Source organism: Deltaproteobacteria bacterium, assembly GCA_020845895.1.
In the GTDB taxonomy this organism is placed as follows: domain Bacteria; phylum Lernaellota; class Lernaellaia; order JACKCT01; family JACKCT01; genus JADLEX01.
Genome location: JADLEX010000111.1, coordinates 1 through 17,406, shown reverse-complemented (window position 1 = coordinate 17,406; position 17,406 = coordinate 1). Strand labels below are relative to the sequence as shown.

Below are 17,406 nucleotides of genomic sequence, written 5' to 3'. Positions count from 1 at the left end.
GAGAGCAGCCGCCGCGACACAGATGCCGCCGGATGTGCTGCAGTTCAGAGTTTCCATACCCGCCCTGAGAGCAGCCGCCGCGACGCTCGCGAGGCGGCGGAGGAAGGAGAGGTCGAATGGCTCGTTTCCATACCCGCCCTGAGAGCAGCCGCCGCGACAGAAGAAGAGCTCGGTGACTTTGAGTCGGCTCGCGTTTCCATACCCGCCCTGAGAGCAGCCGCCGCGACTGCTGCACGCCCCCATGCGGGGGGCAGCGATAGAGTTTCCATACCCGCCCTGAGAGCAGCCGCCGCGACCGAAGAAGGCCGTGGCCTTTCGGCAATCGATCGGCAGTTTCCATACCCGCCCTGAGAGCAAGCGCCGCGACCGCGGCGTTGTAACAGAGCGGAATCACAAGGGAATTCGCCCGGGTCTGTCTAACCCCGACGAATTGTCACGACGCTTACATCTCAGAGCAGGACTGTTTCGATCGGTCAGTTGTGGGCTGAAATGCAAGTCCATGTTTTCAAAGAGCTTTTCCCATCTGTCTAACCCCCGTGGGTCTCTTCGGTCAGTTTTCGCACCTAAGTTGGCGAATTCCCTTGGGTTTTTCACAATAACCCAGGAACACGCGAATTTTCGCTGGAGGTTAGACAGATGCGGTTTTCAAGGGTGCCTTGGGCGGGGATGCGCCCTTTCGGGCGAAGGATCAGCATCGCCCTTTCCTTTTCATACGCCGAAGCACGGCGGATTCTTACAGCCATTTTAAAAAATAATTGCCGCCTCGGGAGCGCCGGGAGGATCGACCCCGTAAAAGCGGCAATCCTCCCTGCAATCCGCACAAATTCGATAGACGTAGACCTGATCCTCGGGGGAAAGGTGGTACGACACATCCAGAAGCGCTTGACGCAAGCCGGACTGCGTCGCCCATGTTTCGCACACGCCGGGGCGAAGGACCCGGCCCTGAAACCGTGCCCAGTCCCGCACTTTCGCCGCGCGATTCGCGTCGCGCACGCGATAGACGATCAACCAGAGAAATCGCGTCGTGCTCATCGGCGCAACCTTTCATGCGTGGCGTCAGGTCTTGATCCGAAACGGGAGGAAGACGTCGATGTCTCCCGTGATCGTTTTCCGCAGCAGCATCGCCTGATGGTACAGGTGGTCGCGCGGCGTGCGCAGATGATCGGTCACGTCATGAACCGGCCGCGCCAGCGCTTTTTCCCACTCTTCGAACAACACCCGCACGCCCGCGTCGCCGACGAGGCACGGATAGCGGCCTTTTTCGGAATAGCGGAAGTCGTCGGCCTCGATCTGCCCCCGGTTGATCGCCGCGATCACCACGCGGTCGGCGAGAAAACGGAACGGCTCCATCAGGTCGGCGGCGAGCGCGGCGTAGCGCCCCCGGCCCTCGTGGAAGACGCCTTCGTAAGGGTCGAGCCCGGTCATCAGAATCGTCGTGTGCGTGAGGCGGAACAGGTGCGAGTAGAGCAGGTTGAGCATGGCGTTGACGGGGTCCTGCGCGCCGCGCGTGGTGCGTCCCGGGTAGTCGTCGAAGGGCGGCTTGAGGATGGCGGGCCAGCGCGAGAACCACGCGTGCGCCGCCTGGCCCTCGATGCCGCGCAGGCGCACGGGCGACTCGGCGTTCGACGCCTCGTCCTGCAATCGCTTCAGCATACGGGCGAGGTCGCCGTCGTCGTCGAAACGCCGGGCGAAAAAACGCGTGTTGCGGATTTTGGCGACGATGAGTTCGCGGGCGACGGCCATCGGGCGCGTGGCGTCGCGGCCCCACTCCCACTGGCGGCGTGCGACGGGCGACGGCGAGGCGACGCGGTCGGGCAGAATCAGGCCCATGGGATCGCCGTTCGCCTTGTGCATCGCGATGGGGATGCGCTTGTGCATCGTGCGCTGAATGAGCGGCGCGGGCAGATAGCGCCCGCCGATGAGGACGATCTCGGAGATTTCGCGCCAGGGCACGAGGCGGCCGGGGCCGCCGTCTTTGGTGAGCAGCAGGCCGTTTCGCCTCGCGACGAGTTTCGCGTCGCGTGCGAGCACGATCAGCGGGCGAGCCTCGGGCCCGGGTCTCGTGACCGGCGGCTCGAATCGCTCCTCGGGCACGGGCTCCAGCGTGGGGGCATCGGACAGAAACGTCGCGAGCCAACCCTCGGCCACGGCGGGCGCTTCGCCATCCGCCGGCGGACCCGGGCGGCGATCCCACGCGGTTTCGACTTTTTGGCCGGGCGAACGCTGCATCACCATCGACCGGCAAAACAGCGCGCCGAGAAACGTGAAGCCCTGATCGAAGGTGGTGGCCGCGGTCTTGTCGAGGTTGAGTTCGAGGCCGAGCTTCGCGAGTTCGGCTTCGACGATTTCGCGGGCGCGCTCGATGTCTTTGGGATTTTTCGCCACGATGACGAAGTCGTCGGCGTAACGCACCATGCGCAGCCCGGCCTCGGCGATGGCCTCGTCGAATTGATCGAGATAGAGGTTGGCGAGCAGCGGCGACACGACGGCGCCCTGGGGCAGGCCGCGATCTCGAAGGACGGTGCGGCCTTCGAACTCGACCGGCGCGCGCATCCATTCCATCAGCGCGGCGACGACGGGGTCGGAACCGAAGAGCACTTCGAGGCGGTCCTGAAGTTTTCCCCAATCCACGCGGTCGAAGAACGCGCGAATGTCGGCGTCGAGGACGTGCGTGTAGCCTTCCTTGCGGGCGCGGTCGACGCCTCGCACGGCGGTGCGGTGCGAGAGTCCGCGGCGATAGGCGAAGCTGGAGTCTTCGAGGAACGATTCGACGACGGGTTCGAGCACTTGGTATACGGCGCGCTGCATGAAGCGGTCGCGCAGCGTGGGCACGGCGAGGCCGCGCCATTTGCGTCGGCCGGTGTCCTTCGCGACGCTTTCGATCAGCACGCCGCGCAGGGGATCCGCACCGGGTCCGAGCCGCAGCGCGGTCACGGAGGGAGCGAGATTCGCGGGGGCATCGTCGATGAAGCGGTCGAGGTCGATGCCGTCCACGCCGGGCGCACGACCCGCGTCGCGCATCGCCTCGATCGCCGCTTTCAGGTTTTCCGGTTCGGCGGCGCGATCGAGAATCGAACGAGCGGCCGGCGGCGGCCAAGCCGGAACGGGTTGGAATCCCTCCACGACAAAACGGCCCTGTCCCATTGCGCGGGCTTTTCCCACGCCGACGAAACCGGCGAGCAGCAGCGATTCGGCCCAGTCGCCGACGCCGCCCTCGAAGTGCAGCGTCACGCGCCCGGCCGAACCCATAATCGCATTATTGGGATACGCGGTGTCGGCGCGAACGAGACGATTGGCGACGACGCGCACATCGCGATCGGGCCACGGCACGCCGGCGCGGTCGCGCAGGATCGGCGGGAGGGCGAGATGGGGCATCCACTCGGCCATCGACTCGGCGACGGCCGCGAGAACGCGCCCGGGTTCGAAGACGTGCTCGTCGAGGATGTGGCTCTTTCGCGTGACCGGCGTGCGCAGAATGCACAGCGGCGAGATGAAGCGCAAAACGATCTCGGTTTCGGCGGCGAGGCGTTCGACCCATTCGCGCAGAGATTCGGACGAGAGCGCCGAAGGCCGAATCGACAACGGGCGATTCGTGAGCAGATCGGTGACGCGCTCGATGGTGTAGGTGTTTCCGAACGGAGCGCCGGGCATCTTTCCGTATTCGCGGCGCGGCGGCTTGGCCAGGCACTCAGCGAGCCGGTGCGGGCCGAATTCGCCGCCCTCCGCGAGCGCGAAGGCCACGCGATAGGGATCTCCGCGACGGTAACGCACGCGTCCGCTTTCGGGCGCGTACAGCGCGATGCCGGGCGGGGTGGGGTGGCGGTCGATGCGGTCGAGGAGCCATCCGCACACGGCGAGCTGATGCAGCGCGTGAAACTGCACGTCGCGCGTGAAACGCAGGTCGAGAGAGATGAGATGCAACTTTTCGGTCATGCACGCCGCCGTCTTTGTGGACGCTTCGATGTCGAGAGACGGATGGTGAATTGTGGTCATCGTGTCATATCGACGAACGGCGGACAAGCGCGTGCGGCATGACTTGACACGAGCGAAATTCGGCCTTGAATCGAGACGGTTATCCCCTCGCGAAATTCATCGGTCGATACGGGGTGCGTGATGGTTGTTGCCCGCTCGACGTCGGAAAACGAGCACCGCGCGTATGGTGCGATTCGTCTTTCCCGCGTCCTTTCGAAAGAACTTTTCCTCCATCTTGCGGGCGTCGAGCACGATCCGGCAGGCTCGCGCCGGGTGGCGGAGTTGTGCCACGCCCGGTGGACGGATCTGGCGGCTGCGCTGACGGCGCTGCCGACGCCGCTGGAGTTTTACGTCGTCGCGTCGGGCCACGCGGGCGGCGAAATGGACGTCACGAACGAGCGATTCGACTTCGCGTATCTGCCGGTGGGGCGTGGGCGCACGGTCGCGGCGGCGCGACGCGCGGCGGGCGCGTGCGGTCGGGCGCTGGGCCTGTTGCTGTCGTCCACATTGGACTATGCGGAGCTGCACGAGATGACGGACGCGGACGCGATCGAATCGCTCGTGTCGTGTCTGGAAGCGCCCTCGGTGCGCGAGCTGCGGCGGCGGCGGGAATTTTTGCGCGTGGGGCATTCGCCCGTGCCGTGGACGGGGCTTCGACGGAAGGACTCGAGCGAGGCGTCGTCGACACGCGGCCACACGCTCTCGGTCTCCCATCTGTTTCCGTGGATTCCCAGCGACGACACGTGGCAGCGACTGATCGACGTGCTGCTGGCGATCCCGAGTCATTTCGTCGTCCACGTCCGCACGTGGCCGCGCACACCGACGGAGATTCTGGAGCGCGCGCATGCCGATCTCGCCGAGGCGGAGCGCGTGATGGGCGCGTCCGTCGAGACGCACCGGCACCGCGACGCGGAAACGTGGCTGCCGTCCGCGGCGGCGGCCGTGCGGGAACAGACGCTGCGACGCGTGTCGGAACTCGCGGGGGGAACGCTGGGAATCCGCGTGTTCCTGACCGGTCGCCACGCTCCCGAGCCCGCGATGATCTCCGCGGCACGGATCGCGATCGACGACGCGTCGCGGTGGGACGGGCGCGAACATCTGTCCCTGTTCGCCGGCGGGTGCGTGGTGAAGACCGCCGCGTCCCGCGATGTGCTGGACGACATGCCGGCGGATGCCCAGACGATGTTCGGCGTGCGCGAGGCGTGCGCCGTGCTGCGGACGCCCATGCCGACCGAGGCCGACAGCCCGGGATTGATGCTGAACCGCTCGCGGACGAGCCCACTGCTCGGGCGCGCGGGCAACGACGTGACGCTCGGATCGAATCTGCACCGCGGTCGCCAGGTGGGCGTTGCAATGGACCGGGAGTCGCGGTTTCGCCACACCTACATCATCGGCCAGACCGGTACGGGTAAATCGACGCTGATGCTGCGAATGATTCTCGAGGACATCCGACTTGGGCGCGGAGTGGCGGTGCTGGATCCGCACGGCGCGCTGATCGAGGAGATCCTGCGAAACTATCCGGAAGAACGCAGGCACGATCTGGTGATCGTCGATCCCTCGGATCACGAACGGCCCGTCGGCTTGAATTTTCTGAAGATCGACGAACCCGAGCCAATGCGGTATCGGCGCGCGCGGGACATGGTGATCGACGATCTCTATCACACGATCGACCTGCTCTACGATTTGAAAGTTACGGGCGGTCCGATTTTTGAGTCGCATTTTCGCGGCATGTTGACGCTGCTGATGGGCCACGAACAGCCCGGTCCGCGAATTTCGCCGACACTGATGATGTTTCGCGCGCTTTATACCAATGCGGAACTCCGCAAGCGCAAGGCGAACGAAGTGCGCGGGAAGGACCCCATCATCGACGACTTTCTGCGTGAGATCGAATTGGCGTCGCGAACGTCGGACGCGAGCATCGACAACATGGCGACGTACATTACGTCGAAGTTCGTGCGATTCGTCTCGGACGAATCCCTTCGGAACATGGTGTGTCAGGACTCCATGCTCGATATCGCGTCGATCATTCGAAGACGCAAGGTGCTTCTGTTCGACCTTGCGAAGGGGCGTTTCGGCGATCTGGCGGCGGGCCTGCTGGCGGGGCAGTTCATGTCGCGAATTCGCCACGCCGTCATGTCGCGCGGCGCCGAATCCGGGCAGTCGCCGTTTTATCTTTACGCGGACGAGTTTCAGCTTTTCGCCGATGACCGCTTCGCGGAGCTGCTGGCGGAAGCCCGAAAATTCGGGCTTGCGCTGACGATGGCGCACCAATTCGCGAATCAGCTCCCGCCGCGCGTCCTGAACGCCATCCTCGGAAACGTCGGTACGGTCGTGACCCTGCGGCTCGGACCTCAGGATGCCGAGTTGCTGGAGCCGATCTTTCGGCCGCACTTCTCGCATCGGGATCTGACTTCGCTGTCCAATTTCCGCGCTTATGTGCGGGGCTCGGGGACCCTGGGACACGCGCCGTTCAGCCTGGATCTGCCTACGCCGCCCCAGAGCGAAGCAGACGATCCGGCGATGTCTTTGCGCGCATATTCCCGAATGAAGTACGGGCGCGCCCGGGATGACGTCGAGATCGAAATCCGCGAGAACTAGACCGCGGTCGTCGAAGGGCGCCCGAGAAAGAAGCCCGATGTCCCGTCCCCGTCCGAGGACGAGACCGAAGTCACGTTTCGACCGCGGAGCCGCGGATTGCGTTCGGTGGGAGCGCTCAGCCGGCCTCATGCCCCGCTTCCGAACCCGACCAAGCTTGCCGAAGAACTTCTGGCCGCGGAGTTGGCGGCGGACCTCCCGCCTGTCCCCTCGGAGCCAGAAGATAAGGACGAAGGGAGCGACGCGTCTTAGGACGTCGGACCGCGCTTCGCGATCAGTGGACGAGACTCCCTGGAAGGCGACCCCTTTTTCGGGGACGGGTGTTTCGATTTCGAAAAATTTTCTGTAAGGTCGGCACTCTCGCATCCGTATGAAATGATCGTAACGAGGGGGAGGGCCAACCGTGGTCCCGAGAAACCTGCGATCGATCGTTTGCGCCTTGGGATTTGTACTTATGGTGTCGGGCGTCCTTTCCGGATGCCGATTCTGGGAATCGCCGGAGGAGCAGGTCGTTCGGCTGCGTGCCGAGCGTCGCGAAAAACTCGATACACTGTACCGACAGTTCCGGGGCATTCCGGAGCCCGGTCCCGCTGCGGTGCCGGGACCCGTGCCGCCGCTGTCGGGCGATATCGAGGACATGGCCGAGGGCATGCTCGAAAACGCGGACCGTGCAATATTTGAGAAGAACGTCTCGGCGGTTGGGCGCGGGGAACTTCCATTGACGATACTACCGGAGGGCCGCACGTTTTTTGAGAGATCCGATGTACGCAAGTCGGCGCAGCGAATCTATGAAATTGAGATCACCATCGAATCCACGGAAAAACGCCTGAAAGCGGGGTTGTGATCGACGTGAGCGAGCACATCAAGTTGGAAAACGGGCGTCGCCCGCGCGCGCGGCGATGGATCGCCGCGTTGGTGATCGCGTTGTTCGCGCTCGATTCGCCGAACGCGTTTGCCGAAGACCCCGCACTCGCGAATCTCGCCGGGCGTCTCGGGGCCGATCGCTTTCATGCGGACCACATCGTGGTGATCGACCTGTCGGGATCAATGCTCTGGGAGTGCGTGAAGGGATCCAAGAAGAGGGCTTCCGTAGGTCCGACACGGTTCGACTCGGTGCTACGTGCGTTGCCGTCGCTTCTGAACGCGATTCCGCCCGGCGATTACGTCGAGGTGATCGGATTTCGGCACGACTCCGTGAGCGATCCGTCGCTCCTCGTCGCGAACTGGACCGGCGCGGAATCGACCGGGCGGCTGATCGCGGCCGTGCGAGAGCGGCTGCGCGTCGACCCGAAAAACATGACGAATCTGGGCATCGCGCAGTCGGCGGCCAAGGCCGTCGCGGCGCGCCCGACGCACAACGAGATCCAGTTTCTATACTTCCTTACCGACGGAACGCACGAGCCCGGTCCCTCGGACGGCGGTTACGCGAGCAGCGCTTCGCCCCTATGGCAGCAGGATATCGAGGACTGGCGGCACCTGTGGGCGTCGGACAGCCATCGGCTTTCGGCCTATCTGTTCGGGCTGTACGACGTCACCGACGCGGGCGAGCTGGGAAAGACCTTCGACCATCTCCAGTTTCTGACGTTCGCCGATCCCGCCAGCTTGAACGGGTATTTCGAAAACAATATGGCGAACGCCCTGCGTCTGCGCGTCGAGGTACTGCTCGATCGCGAAGCGGCGGCGGGCGGCGTCGACGTCGTTTGGCCGACGGAAACCTTTGAACTGCGCGACGGCGCGGGGGAAGTGCCGGTCACGCTGCGTTCGCGCTTCGCGAATCTGCCGATCCGAGTCACGCCGGCGTTTTCGTGGACGGCCGAGGGCGACGCGCCCGCGGTCGAGCCCGTCGCGTTGCCGCCAGTGGTGCTGGAGCCGGGGGCGGAAACGGCGCTCACCGTTCCGATCCGCGCGGCGATCGCGAAGGAATCCGGCTGGCGCCGCGAGATGACCGCGCGCTGGAACGCCGCCGCGACGTTGACGCCCGCCGTGTGGGAACCGGAGGCGGAGTTCGACAGCGCGGGCGTCGGAAGTCGAAAGATCCGCGACCTGCCCGAATCGAAGGAAATGATCGAGGCGCGATATCGCGTCGGTCGCTGGGGTCCGTGGCACATCGCGGCACTGGCGGCGATCGTTCTTGCGGCTGCGGGGCTGGGTCTCGCGTCGATTCCCCGGACCATCGACGTGACGGTGACCTTTGTCCGCGTGCCCGAGGGCGCGGCCCGCCCCGTCGAACGACGTCTCAGCCGCCGAGGGACGTTGCGGATCGGCGGGTCGGACGGCGATATCCGTGACCCGCTACTTCCCCGTACGGTGGGAACGCTGCAAATCCGCCCCTGGATCAAAGGTGGCGGCGGGGTGGAGTTGACGGTCGACGCGCATGACCTGCGCGTGAACGGAAAGAACGCGGCGGCGGGAACGCGTTGGCCGGCGGACGGTCCGACGAGCCTTCGGCGGAGCGACGGTCTGGAGATTCGAATCGTTGGGAATCGATAGGAGAACGAAGATGGTGCAGGACGCAGAACGGCAGGACAAGAAACAGGATTTCGCACTCAACACGCACGCGACGCTCATGATTGGGCTCGGCGGAGCGGGCGGTCAGATCCTGGCGCGCGTCAAGAAGCTCGTGAACGAGATGTACGGCGACCGGGACGACATTCGCCGGCTGGTCCAGTATCTCGTTTTCGACGCGGATCAATACGCCTCCCTGGATCCCATCACCCGATCGCAGATCGACGAGAGGTCCGAGTTTTTCCTGTTCTCCGATCTGAATCCGTTCGAGACGTACCGACACATCGTCGGCGCGCAAAATCCCATGGTCGAAGATCTGAGTCGGTGGATGCCACCGTTCGACGACTTCCAGCCGTACCTGCGCCCAGGGCGCGTCATCGATGGCGCTTCGCGAACTCGCCCGTTGGGCCGTTTCTATCTTTACTGGCACCGCAATGCGGTCGAAGCGATACTCCAGAAAAAAATCGACGCGTGTTTCGCCCTGGGCGCCGAGGGCGCGGTCGACACGCGCGGCCTGCGCGTTCTCATCTGCGCCAGTTGCTGCGGCGGCTCCGGCAGCAGCACGTTTTTCGATATTGTCTACATGCTCCAGCGCATCCTGCGCGAAAAGACGCGCGACCTGTCCATCGAGGCGTATATCCCCCTTCCGGAACCGTTCGTGCGCGCGGCGAAGGAACATTCAAAAGGATTGGAGAACTATCTGCGTGCCAATGCGTTCGGGTTTTTCCGGGAACTCGACTACATCACAAAAAAACCCGACGCGATGAACGCCATGGCGTTCGATTACGTGACGAAGAGCCGCCATACCCCTTCCCCGGCCGGCGGCGGATTGCCGGAGATGATCGGGGTTCCGGTCCGTTTCTCGTTCTTGGTCGACGCGGAAGTCGAAACCGGCGGAGTCGGGATGTTTCCCAAACCGCAGGATATCTTCGATTTCACCGCTCGACAGATCGCCTGGTCGCAGTTCGAGCAGAACGTTCTGAACGGGATCAAGAGCACGATTTCGAACATCGAAGCGATGGCCGCGCTGGACCGCGAACACCAGCGTCCGAAGCGATACGGAGCGATCGGGTTCGCGGAACTGGCCTATCCCACGGATCTCGTGGCGGACTACTTCACACGACGGGCCACAAAGCTGGGTATCGACGCGCTGATTCTCGGCGAGTCGTATCCGAAAGACGGCGAGACCAAGGGCGAGTTCGCCAGGGCGATCGTCGCCGAGGTCCATGATCGCATCTTCAAACCCCTCGACATCGCGCTGGAAAAGATCGTCGAGGAGCAACTGGCAACGCTTACGCCGCTCGGTGCGTTCACGGACAGGAAAAAGCGACCCGATCGGGACAGGATCTCCGTGGAGAGCCTCAACGACGCCCTCACATCGGCGAAAACGACCCGGAGCGAAGGCATCCTGCGGATCGACCAGGCGGTCCACGGCGCACTCGCGGATTCGCTCGAGGTCTTCGGGTCGATTCTGCGTTCGCGCGTGAATTCGCTCATGAACGGCTTTGGCCTGCGCGCGCTGTATTCCGTGTTCGAGTCCGTCAACAATACGCTCGAGAAAGCTCTGGAAGCCTGGAACGATGAAAAGATCGAACTCGACAAGTCCGCCGCGCGCACGGTGGAGGAGGCGTTCGGGGGAAGCGACGTCAATCCTCCGGTCATCAATGAAATTCTGAAATTCAAGAAGGATGCGGGATCGAAGCTGACGGCTTATATCAACGGCGTCGATGCCTACGCAAAAAACGCGCTGGATTCGCGCATCCTCGAACTCAAGTGTGATCTTCTGTCGCGAATGGTCGGGGCGGTTGGGGGTTCCGATCCGGTTCCGTTCGAGTTCAGCACCGCCCGGGGGCAGTTCGTGCCCGGGACCCGACCGGAGAAGAGCCTGATCGACGAAACGCGCGCGCGCGTTGGCGACGCGATTACGTTCTTCGATCGCCGCGCGCGGGAGATTCGACCGGAGATCGAGACCCGCAAAAACGAAGAGGTCGCGGGACGCTCGCCGACCACGCGATACCTTCCCGCGTACTTCAACAATCCGAATTGGGATGAACATCCGGACGTCCTCCGGCGATTCGAGACGTTCTTCCCCTACCTGGCGTCCGGAAACACGGCGAGCCGCGCGCAGGACCGCGCAAAGGCCGTTCTGACCCTTCTTGAGAAAAACGAGGACGAACTCGGTTGGCGGGTGTCCGCGCACATCAACGAAACGCAGGAGCTTGCTCATCTGGAAGATCGGCTCCGCGGATTCGCGCGCACGAGCACAAAAGACGGCCTTCGCGTCAACATTCTGGATCTGCTCAAGGCCGAACCCGACGTCGAAGCGCTGAAAAAGTTCCTGCACGACAGCTCGAAGGTTGCATTTCGAATCGACAAGTCCCGGTTTACGAACGAGCTGGACAATCGGGAAGTCGCGACGCTCGATTTCTTCGGAACGCCCGATGCGAAGAAGTCGAAGGCATTCGCCCCGGACGGCGGGCGCGTCTTCGCCACGCCGCCGGATCGCCTGATCGTACTGCGCGCGATGGGGATTCTTCCGATCTGGGTTTCCAAAACGCTGGCCGCGCAGGAAAGTGCCTACGCGCAACGCGAGCCCAACAACTTTCCGCACATCGTCCACCGGTTCAATCTCGGTCAACTCGAAATCGACGATCGGTGGGGCGCATCCACCGCCGATCCGCTGGACGTTTTCCTGAAGATGTACGCACTGAGCAAATGGCTCGACGCCGACAAGGCCAATGCCGCTCGGCTTGGTACGTTCCTGGAATTCGACAGCATGCCGCTTCGAACGAAACGCGCGATGGACCCGAACTGGAAGCCGGGATTCATCTTCCGCGAGAGAGCCGCGAACGGAGGAATGAGGACGTACGGACTCCTCTGGGAAGTCTCCCGGGGAGAGGATTTCGTCGTCCGCCTCGCGCCGGGTCGCGTGATCCCGATTTCGGACCCGGCGATCGATCGGGGACTGATCGACAATGCGGTTTGGCAATATCGCAAGACGACCTCGCTGTTCGACCAGCACGCCGAATTCGCGAGCAAGCTCGTGTCGTCGGAGGAGGGCCAGTCGATCCTGCGCGAGGCCGCAGCCGCCATGATCGAAATCTGCACGACGCAGTACGAGATGCTGCTGTCGAAGATCGAAGCCGGGCCGCCGATCGGTCTTCGCGAGTTCCGGAAAGAAAGGGAGATCGACAAGGCCAATCTGGATTTCCTCGGTCGGGCGATCAACCTGATGAATCAGATCATTCCCAACCCCGATCCGACACCGATGGCCTTCTGAGCCGGGAGACGACCCGCGAATGCCGTTTCGCCCGTGTTACGTCATTTGGATGAGCCCGCCAGGTTCCGCCAAGGAAGCGGAGGGGACGCTGTCCGGCGCCTCCGAGATCTCGTGGGCTCCGGCTCCCGACGCGGTCGCGGGACGCCTCGGCGCGGAGGGTTGGGACCTGCCCACGGAGTTTCGTTGCTCGGCGCCGGATTCGATCGGCGACGCGGCCGCGCTGGGATCGGATCTGCGGGAGGCGCTGTCGGCGTTGAAGACCGATGCGCCGAATCGCCCGTCGCCCGGGTTGTCGATCCTCTTCGTCTGGGACGGCATCGGCGGAGATCTCGCCCGTTTCGGCGAATTGATCGACGGAACGCGGACGATTCTGAACGCCTTCGACGAGGTCGTCGCGGCCAGTTACGCGGCTTATCCCGTTCTCGCGAACCGCCACGCGGACCTGCTGATCCGATTGCCGTTGCAGTCGTCCGCGCTCGGCGACCGCGATCGCCAGACGCGATGGTTGTCGTTGCTGGACGAGCGACTCGCGCGCAGCTCCGGTGGCCTCGCCCTCCGTCGCGTGTGGATACAGGGACCATCGAACAGCACGCCGCAGCGGCCCGGCGGTTGCGTGGTGAAGGATCCCGCCCAGGCCGACGCGTGGACCGCCGAATTCCTCGCCACTTGGTCGTCCACCGAACTCGGTCTCGGCCTCGACGACCGCCAAGCGGCCGGTGAACCCAGGCCCGTCGGAAGCGTCGGTTTTGCGCGGCGCAACTGGGAGCCCGAGGCCGCCCGGCGATTTCTCGCTCGCCGCAAGGCCGCCGATCTCCTGAACGCCTACGTGGGTCCCGCGACCGAAAAGCCGCCGCCGGAGGAATCCGAGGCGTTTCTGGCATCGGGAGTGCGTCCGTCGACCATCCGGAACGGAATCCTCGTCGGGGACGTTTTCGATCTCTTCGTGCATCCCACGCAGGTCGAGCGGGCCGTCGCCGATCCGGCGTTCGACGACCTGAGGACCGTCCTGAGCGCCGACTTCCGCGTCGAAGGCATCCACACTGAAACCGACCGCCCGAACCTCGCGTGGCCGATCCCCGACCTGGTCATGAAGGAGGGGCAGGAGCGTCTGACGCACTCGATCTATCTTGCCGCCGTTTCCGTCGCCAACCTGCGTGGGGTGCTCGAACCGCGCGTTCGGCGCGCGCTGGGCGATCAGGTCGAGCGCTATCTCGCCGACGGGCGCGACACGCGGATTCTGCAAACCCGCTCGCGGCTCGCCGCGTGGCGGCACCGACTCGCGCGCGAAGACGACGCGGTCGATTCGTGCGTGGATCAGGCGTTCGCGTCGGCGACGATGAGAACGGGCGAATTCGGCGCGGCGATTTCCGAGCTGTTTCGGGATGCGGACGACCCGGGCAACTGGGTTCCCGAGTCCGCGCCCGATCCCGAAACCTATGCCGATCGGCTGCGCCATTTGCTCGCGCACCGGCCGACGAATCCCGCCGTTTGGTTGCGGGCGATCCTCGCGGGCGCCGCGGTCGGCGCGGTCGCCGCGGTCGCGTTGCAGCACGGGCTCGATGCCATGAGCCGCCCCCGGTCTCCCGTTGCGGGGCTCATTCTCGCGTATCTCCTCATGGCGTTGTCCCTGCTTTGGACGCGCCACGCGCAGCGCCGGCGAAAGGCCGCGCGCGAGCGGGCACTCGACACGCTGTACATCGCGCTGGCCAAGTACGGGCGCGCGTTGCTGGCAAAGTTCCTGAAAAGTCAGATGCACGCGTTCTACTCGGGGGTTATAAGCCACGTCGGAAGCGACGTTCCCGGCGAGGAGTCCGCATCGGACGCGCGCAATCTTCAGCGCGGACTGCGCCATCTCGCGGATCGCATCGCCGCCGAGGCCGCTCCCCTGGCGGCGACCGGGTATCGTGGCGAATTGCCGGAGTCCGTCTGGAACAGGCCGCTTCTGGACGATGCGGCCATGCGAAACCTCCCCTGGCAGGACCGGCCGGATGTCTTTCATCCGGAACGTCCGCTGAACGAAATCGTGGCCGGGCTGCTCCAGCGACGTATCGTGGCGGACCCGTGGCGGAACTGGCTCGACGACAAGCCCGCGAGCGAGGGCGAGGTCGGCGGCGGCGCGGCGCAGTGGCTCGACACGATGGGTTACGCCTATTTGTCGCGGATCTGCCTCGACGATCTGGCCGAACGCTTTTTCGACACCGGCGCCATCGCCGAGATCGCGGGCGAAATGCGGAGCGCGGCGGCGCCGTACTTCCACCTGCCCGAAATCGCCGGTGCGTCCTCCGACGTTTCGTTCTGGTCGGTCGTCGCGCCCGACGGGTCCGGCCCGCGATGTGCCGAATTTCGCGCCGCCGCCGGAACCGAATGGCCGCGCCCGTGGATGGGCGGGAAGGGATTTATGGCGTTCGCGTACGACGGTCCCCTCGCGACGACCGATCTGCCGACGTTGTCCATCGCGTGGTCCGAGCCGCCCGAGGTCCCGGTCGTCGCGTCCGCCCAGGGTCCGGAATTCTGACCGACGGAAAGGAACGGAAACACATCCATGGTGCTCCGATCGCCGGCAAATGACGAAACGACCGTGCCCCCGACCGCGCCGATTCTGTTGCAGGCCACGGGCATCCCCGCCGCGACCGTCGCGTTCATTCTGATCGGCTATGTTTTGCCCGGCTGGTATGTCGCACGGTTTTGGATCCCCGCCTATGAGCCGCTCGGTTTCGAGGCGAGCTACCAGATTTATATGCTGGCATTTTTCGCCTTCTTGGTGGTCGTCGCGAAGGCGCTCGACTTCGTCGACAACAGGTCCGGTGAGCACGACCGGAACCGCTGGTTGCAGCACATCGCCCACGCCGAGTGTTCCGTCGGCCTCGCCCATGCGAACATCGCCCTGACAGCCTTCGCCCTGCTGGGCTTGATCTACATTCTGATTTCCAAGATCTGGGCGCTCGTTCCGCTCTTCGTGGCGATTTTGGCCGCGCAGATCAGCCTGTTTGTCGTCGGGCGAAAAAACTCGTGGCCGATTCCACGCAACCCCTACACCATGCCCGACAAGATTCCCGAACTCGAACCGAACACCGAAGCGCGCGAAAAGTGCGTGCGTCTCGCATGGACCTTCGAGACCGAAGACGGGCGGACGATTCAGGGGGAAATCCCCAAACTGCCGATTCTCGAAGCCGACTGGTTCTTCGCAGCGGCGATCAACCCGACGATCCTGGGCACCGGGACGCTCCCGATCGAGCGCCTCGTCGACGACATGGCGAATCGCCTGACCGGACGGGAGGTCGTGCGCATCGCCGATCACCTGATCGGCATGGCCGAGGCCGAGCGCCTGACCATCTACGACCAACTCTGCAACGCCCTCGCGCTCGCTCAGAGTATCCCCTACCAGACCGACGCGCAGTCCAAGGGCAAGGAAGAGTACTGGCGCTACCCCGTCGAGACGCTGTGGGACGGCTGCGGCGACTGCGAGGACAAAGCCCTGCTCCTTTGCGCGATCTACCGCGCCGTCTTTCGCGCCACGCCCGACCCCGCGATGAAGCTGACCGCGTATCTGCTGCTCAGCAACGTCGAGGGCCATGCCGCGGTCGCCGTCGGCGGACCCAACCTGAAACTCGCCGGCGGAAACTATTTCGTCATCGACGGCTTTCGCTACTACTTCTGCGAAACCACGTCCGACGGCCGCGTCGGCGAGATTCCGCCCGGCACCGATCCCGAAACCTATCGACCGATTCCCATCACCTGATTGCGTATCGAAGGAGGCTCGCGCATGACCAGGCACCTGATCCAGATCCCCATCACCGACGAGGAATTCGACTGGATTCTGACCAAGGCCGGCCACTGCGACCCCGACACGCTGGCGAATCTCGAGGAGCGGCTGCTCGACAAGGTCCGGTCGATCCGCGAAACGGGACGGCTCTTTCACTACCAGGAGCAGTTGCTCGACAACGTCCGGCGGATCGCCCAGATGTATCTCGACGAGGCGTTTCGCAACTCGCTCGAACCGCTTCCCCGCAGTCTGGCGGCGTTCGCCCTGTGCTACTTCCTCGATTCCGCCGATCTGACGCCCGACTTTCAGCCATTCACCGGCTACCACGACGATTTCGTCATCATCAGCGTCGTGTGCGATCTGCTGAAGACGCACCTCGACCGTCGGGAGGCCGGCACACAAGAAACGTGAGCGCGCGCCCGGGTTCGAGACTGGGCCCGGTTTCAGGGGCGCGTTTTGCGTCCCGGCATCTGCGAGGTCTGGGCGACGCAGTCCGGCCTGCGTCAGGCGCTGCTCGACCTGTCGTTTCTGCTGACGCCGGACGATCAGGTCTGCGTGTACCGGGTGTGCGCCGATTGCCGGCAAGAATGTCGGTACTATGGCGTCGATCCTCCGGGCGTTTCGGAGGCCGCGATCATTTTTTGAAAATTTTTTGTAAGATCGGCGCGGGCTGCTCGGTATGAAGGCCAAGTAGAGCACGAGTTTTTGGAAGACTCCGAACCGTTGGAGGCACCTGACGAACCTCGAAGGCAAATGTGATGAAATTCACAACCCGTCGAAAAAAGGCGCGTGATTTCAGGGCATTGGCCTTAAAAACCGACGAATTGCACGTCTGGAGGTTCGTCAGATGAAGAAAGCTCTTTGAAAACAGGCACTTGAAATTGAACCCGCAGGTTTTTCCCAGGTTATTTTCTGTTCTGGGAGCGGCCGTCGCGGCCCCGAAAGGGGGGTTCGTCAGACCCGCCTGAATTCCCCTGTGATTCTGCCCTGTTACAGCCCGGCGGTCGCGGCGGCTGCTCTCAGGGCGGGTATGGAAACTGACGGTCTTCGGGTGGCCGGCGACCCGAATGGTGTCGCGGCGGCTGCTCTCAGGGCGGGTATGGAAACGCGTAGGCGAGGGTGAGGAAGGCACCCCCGCTGTCGCGGCGGCTGCTCTCAGGGCGGGTATGGAAACTTTCGCCATGATCTCCACGATACGACGCGGCGCGAGTCGCGGCGGCTGCTCTCAGGGCGGGTATGGAAACTCTGGTCGGACCCGGATGGTGACGCCTGGAACTCTGTCGCGGCGGCT

General features: G+C 64.1%; 10 protein-coding genes and 2 CRISPR repeat arrays. Of the genes, 8 read left to right on the top strand and 2 right to left on the bottom strand.

Features of this window, described 5'->3' with window-relative positions; all coding sequences use genetic code 11:
• Window positions 1-49 precede the first annotated feature (49 nt).
• Window positions 50-367: direct repeats of the CRISPR family, unit length 35 nt; unit sequence GTTTCCATACCCGCCCTGAGAGCAGCCGCCGCGAC.
• A 377-nt stretch (window positions 368-744) separates the two neighbouring features.
• Together IT350_15300 and cas1 are read right to left on the bottom strand one after the other, a co-directional pair.
• Complete coding sequence (locus IT350_15300) at window positions 745-1,032, bottom strand: hypothetical protein (GenBank protein MCC6159415.1); 288 nt, start codon at window positions 1,030-1,032, stop codon at window positions 745-747.
• 24 nt (window positions 1,033-1,056) lie between these two features.
• Entirely contained in the window at window positions 1,057-3,993 is a 2,937-nt protein-coding gene (cas1, locus tag IT350_15295; GenBank protein MCC6159414.1) for a CRISPR-associated endonuclease Cas1, read from the bottom strand.
• Between the two features lie 120 nt (window positions 3,994-4,113).
• Here cas1 and IT350_15290 point away from each other — a divergent pair, with 120 nt between their 5' ends.
• The 8 genes from IT350_15290 to IT350_15255 all read left to right on the top strand — a co-directional run bounded on the left by IT350_15290 (window position 4,114) and on the right by IT350_15255 (window position 16,760).
• A complete protein-coding gene (locus IT350_15290) occupies window positions 4,114-6,570 on the top strand; it encodes a type IV secretion system DNA-binding domain-containing protein (GenBank protein MCC6159413.1) in 2,457 nt (818 codons plus the stop codon).
• 400 nt (window positions 6,571-6,970) lie between these two features.
• On the top strand, window positions 6,971-7,411 hold the full coding sequence (locus IT350_15285) for a hypothetical protein (protein ID MCC6159412.1): 441 nt from the start codon (window positions 6,971-6,973) through the stop codon (window positions 7,409-7,411).
• A gap of 5 nt (window positions 7,412-7,416) precedes the next feature.
• Window positions 7,417-9,057, top strand: coding sequence for a VWA domain-containing protein (locus IT350_15280; GenBank protein ID MCC6159411.1), 1,641 nt, complete (start codon window positions 7,417-7,419; stop codon window positions 9,055-9,057).
• Between the two features lie 10 nt (window positions 9,058-9,067).
• Window positions 9,068-12,352 (top strand): hypothetical protein, encoded by a 3,285-nt coding sequence (locus tag IT350_15275; protein MCC6159410.1) that lies wholly within the window; start codon window positions 9,068-9,070, stop codon window positions 12,350-12,352.
• 19 nt (window positions 12,353-12,371) lie between these two features.
• Window positions 12,372-14,867 carry a hypothetical protein gene (locus IT350_15270; protein ID MCC6159409.1) on the top strand — a complete coding sequence of 832 codons (2,496 nt, stop codon included), beginning with the start codon at window positions 12,372-12,374 and terminating at the stop codon, window positions 14,865-14,867.
• Between the two features lie 27 nt (window positions 14,868-14,894).
• The gene (locus tag IT350_15265) at window positions 14,895-16,091 is read left to right on the top strand and encodes a hypothetical protein (GenBank protein ID MCC6159408.1); all 1,197 of its coding nucleotides are present in this window, start codon (window positions 14,895-14,897) and stop codon (window positions 16,089-16,091) included.
• 24 nt (window positions 16,092-16,115) lie between these two features.
• Window positions 16,116-16,526 carry a DUF1232 domain-containing protein gene (locus IT350_15260; protein MCC6159407.1) on the top strand — a complete coding sequence of 137 codons (411 nt, stop codon included), beginning with the start codon at window positions 16,116-16,118 and terminating at the stop codon, window positions 16,524-16,526.
• 45 nt (window positions 16,527-16,571) lie between these two features.
• On the top strand, window positions 16,572-16,760 hold the full coding sequence (locus IT350_15255) for a hypothetical protein (protein MCC6159406.1): 189 nt from the start codon (window positions 16,572-16,574) through the stop codon (window positions 16,758-16,760).
• 358 nt (window positions 16,761-17,118) lie between these two features.
• Window positions 17,119-17,360: a CRISPR direct-repeat array (repeat unit 36 nt; unit sequence GTCGCGGCGGCTGCTCTCAGGGCGGGTATGGAAACT).
• Between the last annotated feature and the right edge of the window lie 46 nt (window positions 17,361-17,406).

What these genes read in the sequence shown, in the direction of transcription:
- IT350_15300 (MCC6159415.1), bottom strand. Translation starts at nt 1,032, where the DNA reads ATGAGCACGACGCGATTTCTCTGGTTGATCGTCTATCGCGTGCGCGAC.
- cas1 (MCC6159414.1), bottom strand. Translation starts at nt 3,993, where the DNA reads ATGACCACAATTCACCATCCGTCTCTCGACATCGAAGCGTCCACAAAG.
- IT350_15290 (MCC6159413.1), top strand. Translation starts at nt 4,114, where the DNA reads ATGGTTGTTGCCCGCTCGACGTCGGAAAACGAGCACCGCGCGTATGGT.
- IT350_15275 (MCC6159410.1), top strand. Translation starts at nt 9,068, where the DNA reads ATGGTGCAGGACGCAGAACGGCAGGACAAGAAACAGGATTTCGCACTC.
- IT350_15270 (MCC6159409.1), top strand. Translation starts at nt 12,372, where the DNA reads ATGCCGTTTCGCCCGTGTTACGTCATTTGGATGAGCCCGCCAGGTTCC.
- IT350_15265 (MCC6159408.1), top strand. Translation starts at nt 14,895, where the DNA reads ATGGTGCTCCGATCGCCGGCAAATGACGAAACGACCGTGCCCCCGACC.
- IT350_15260 (MCC6159407.1), top strand. Translation starts at nt 16,116, where the DNA reads ATGACCAGGCACCTGATCCAGATCCCCATCACCGACGAGGAATTCGAC.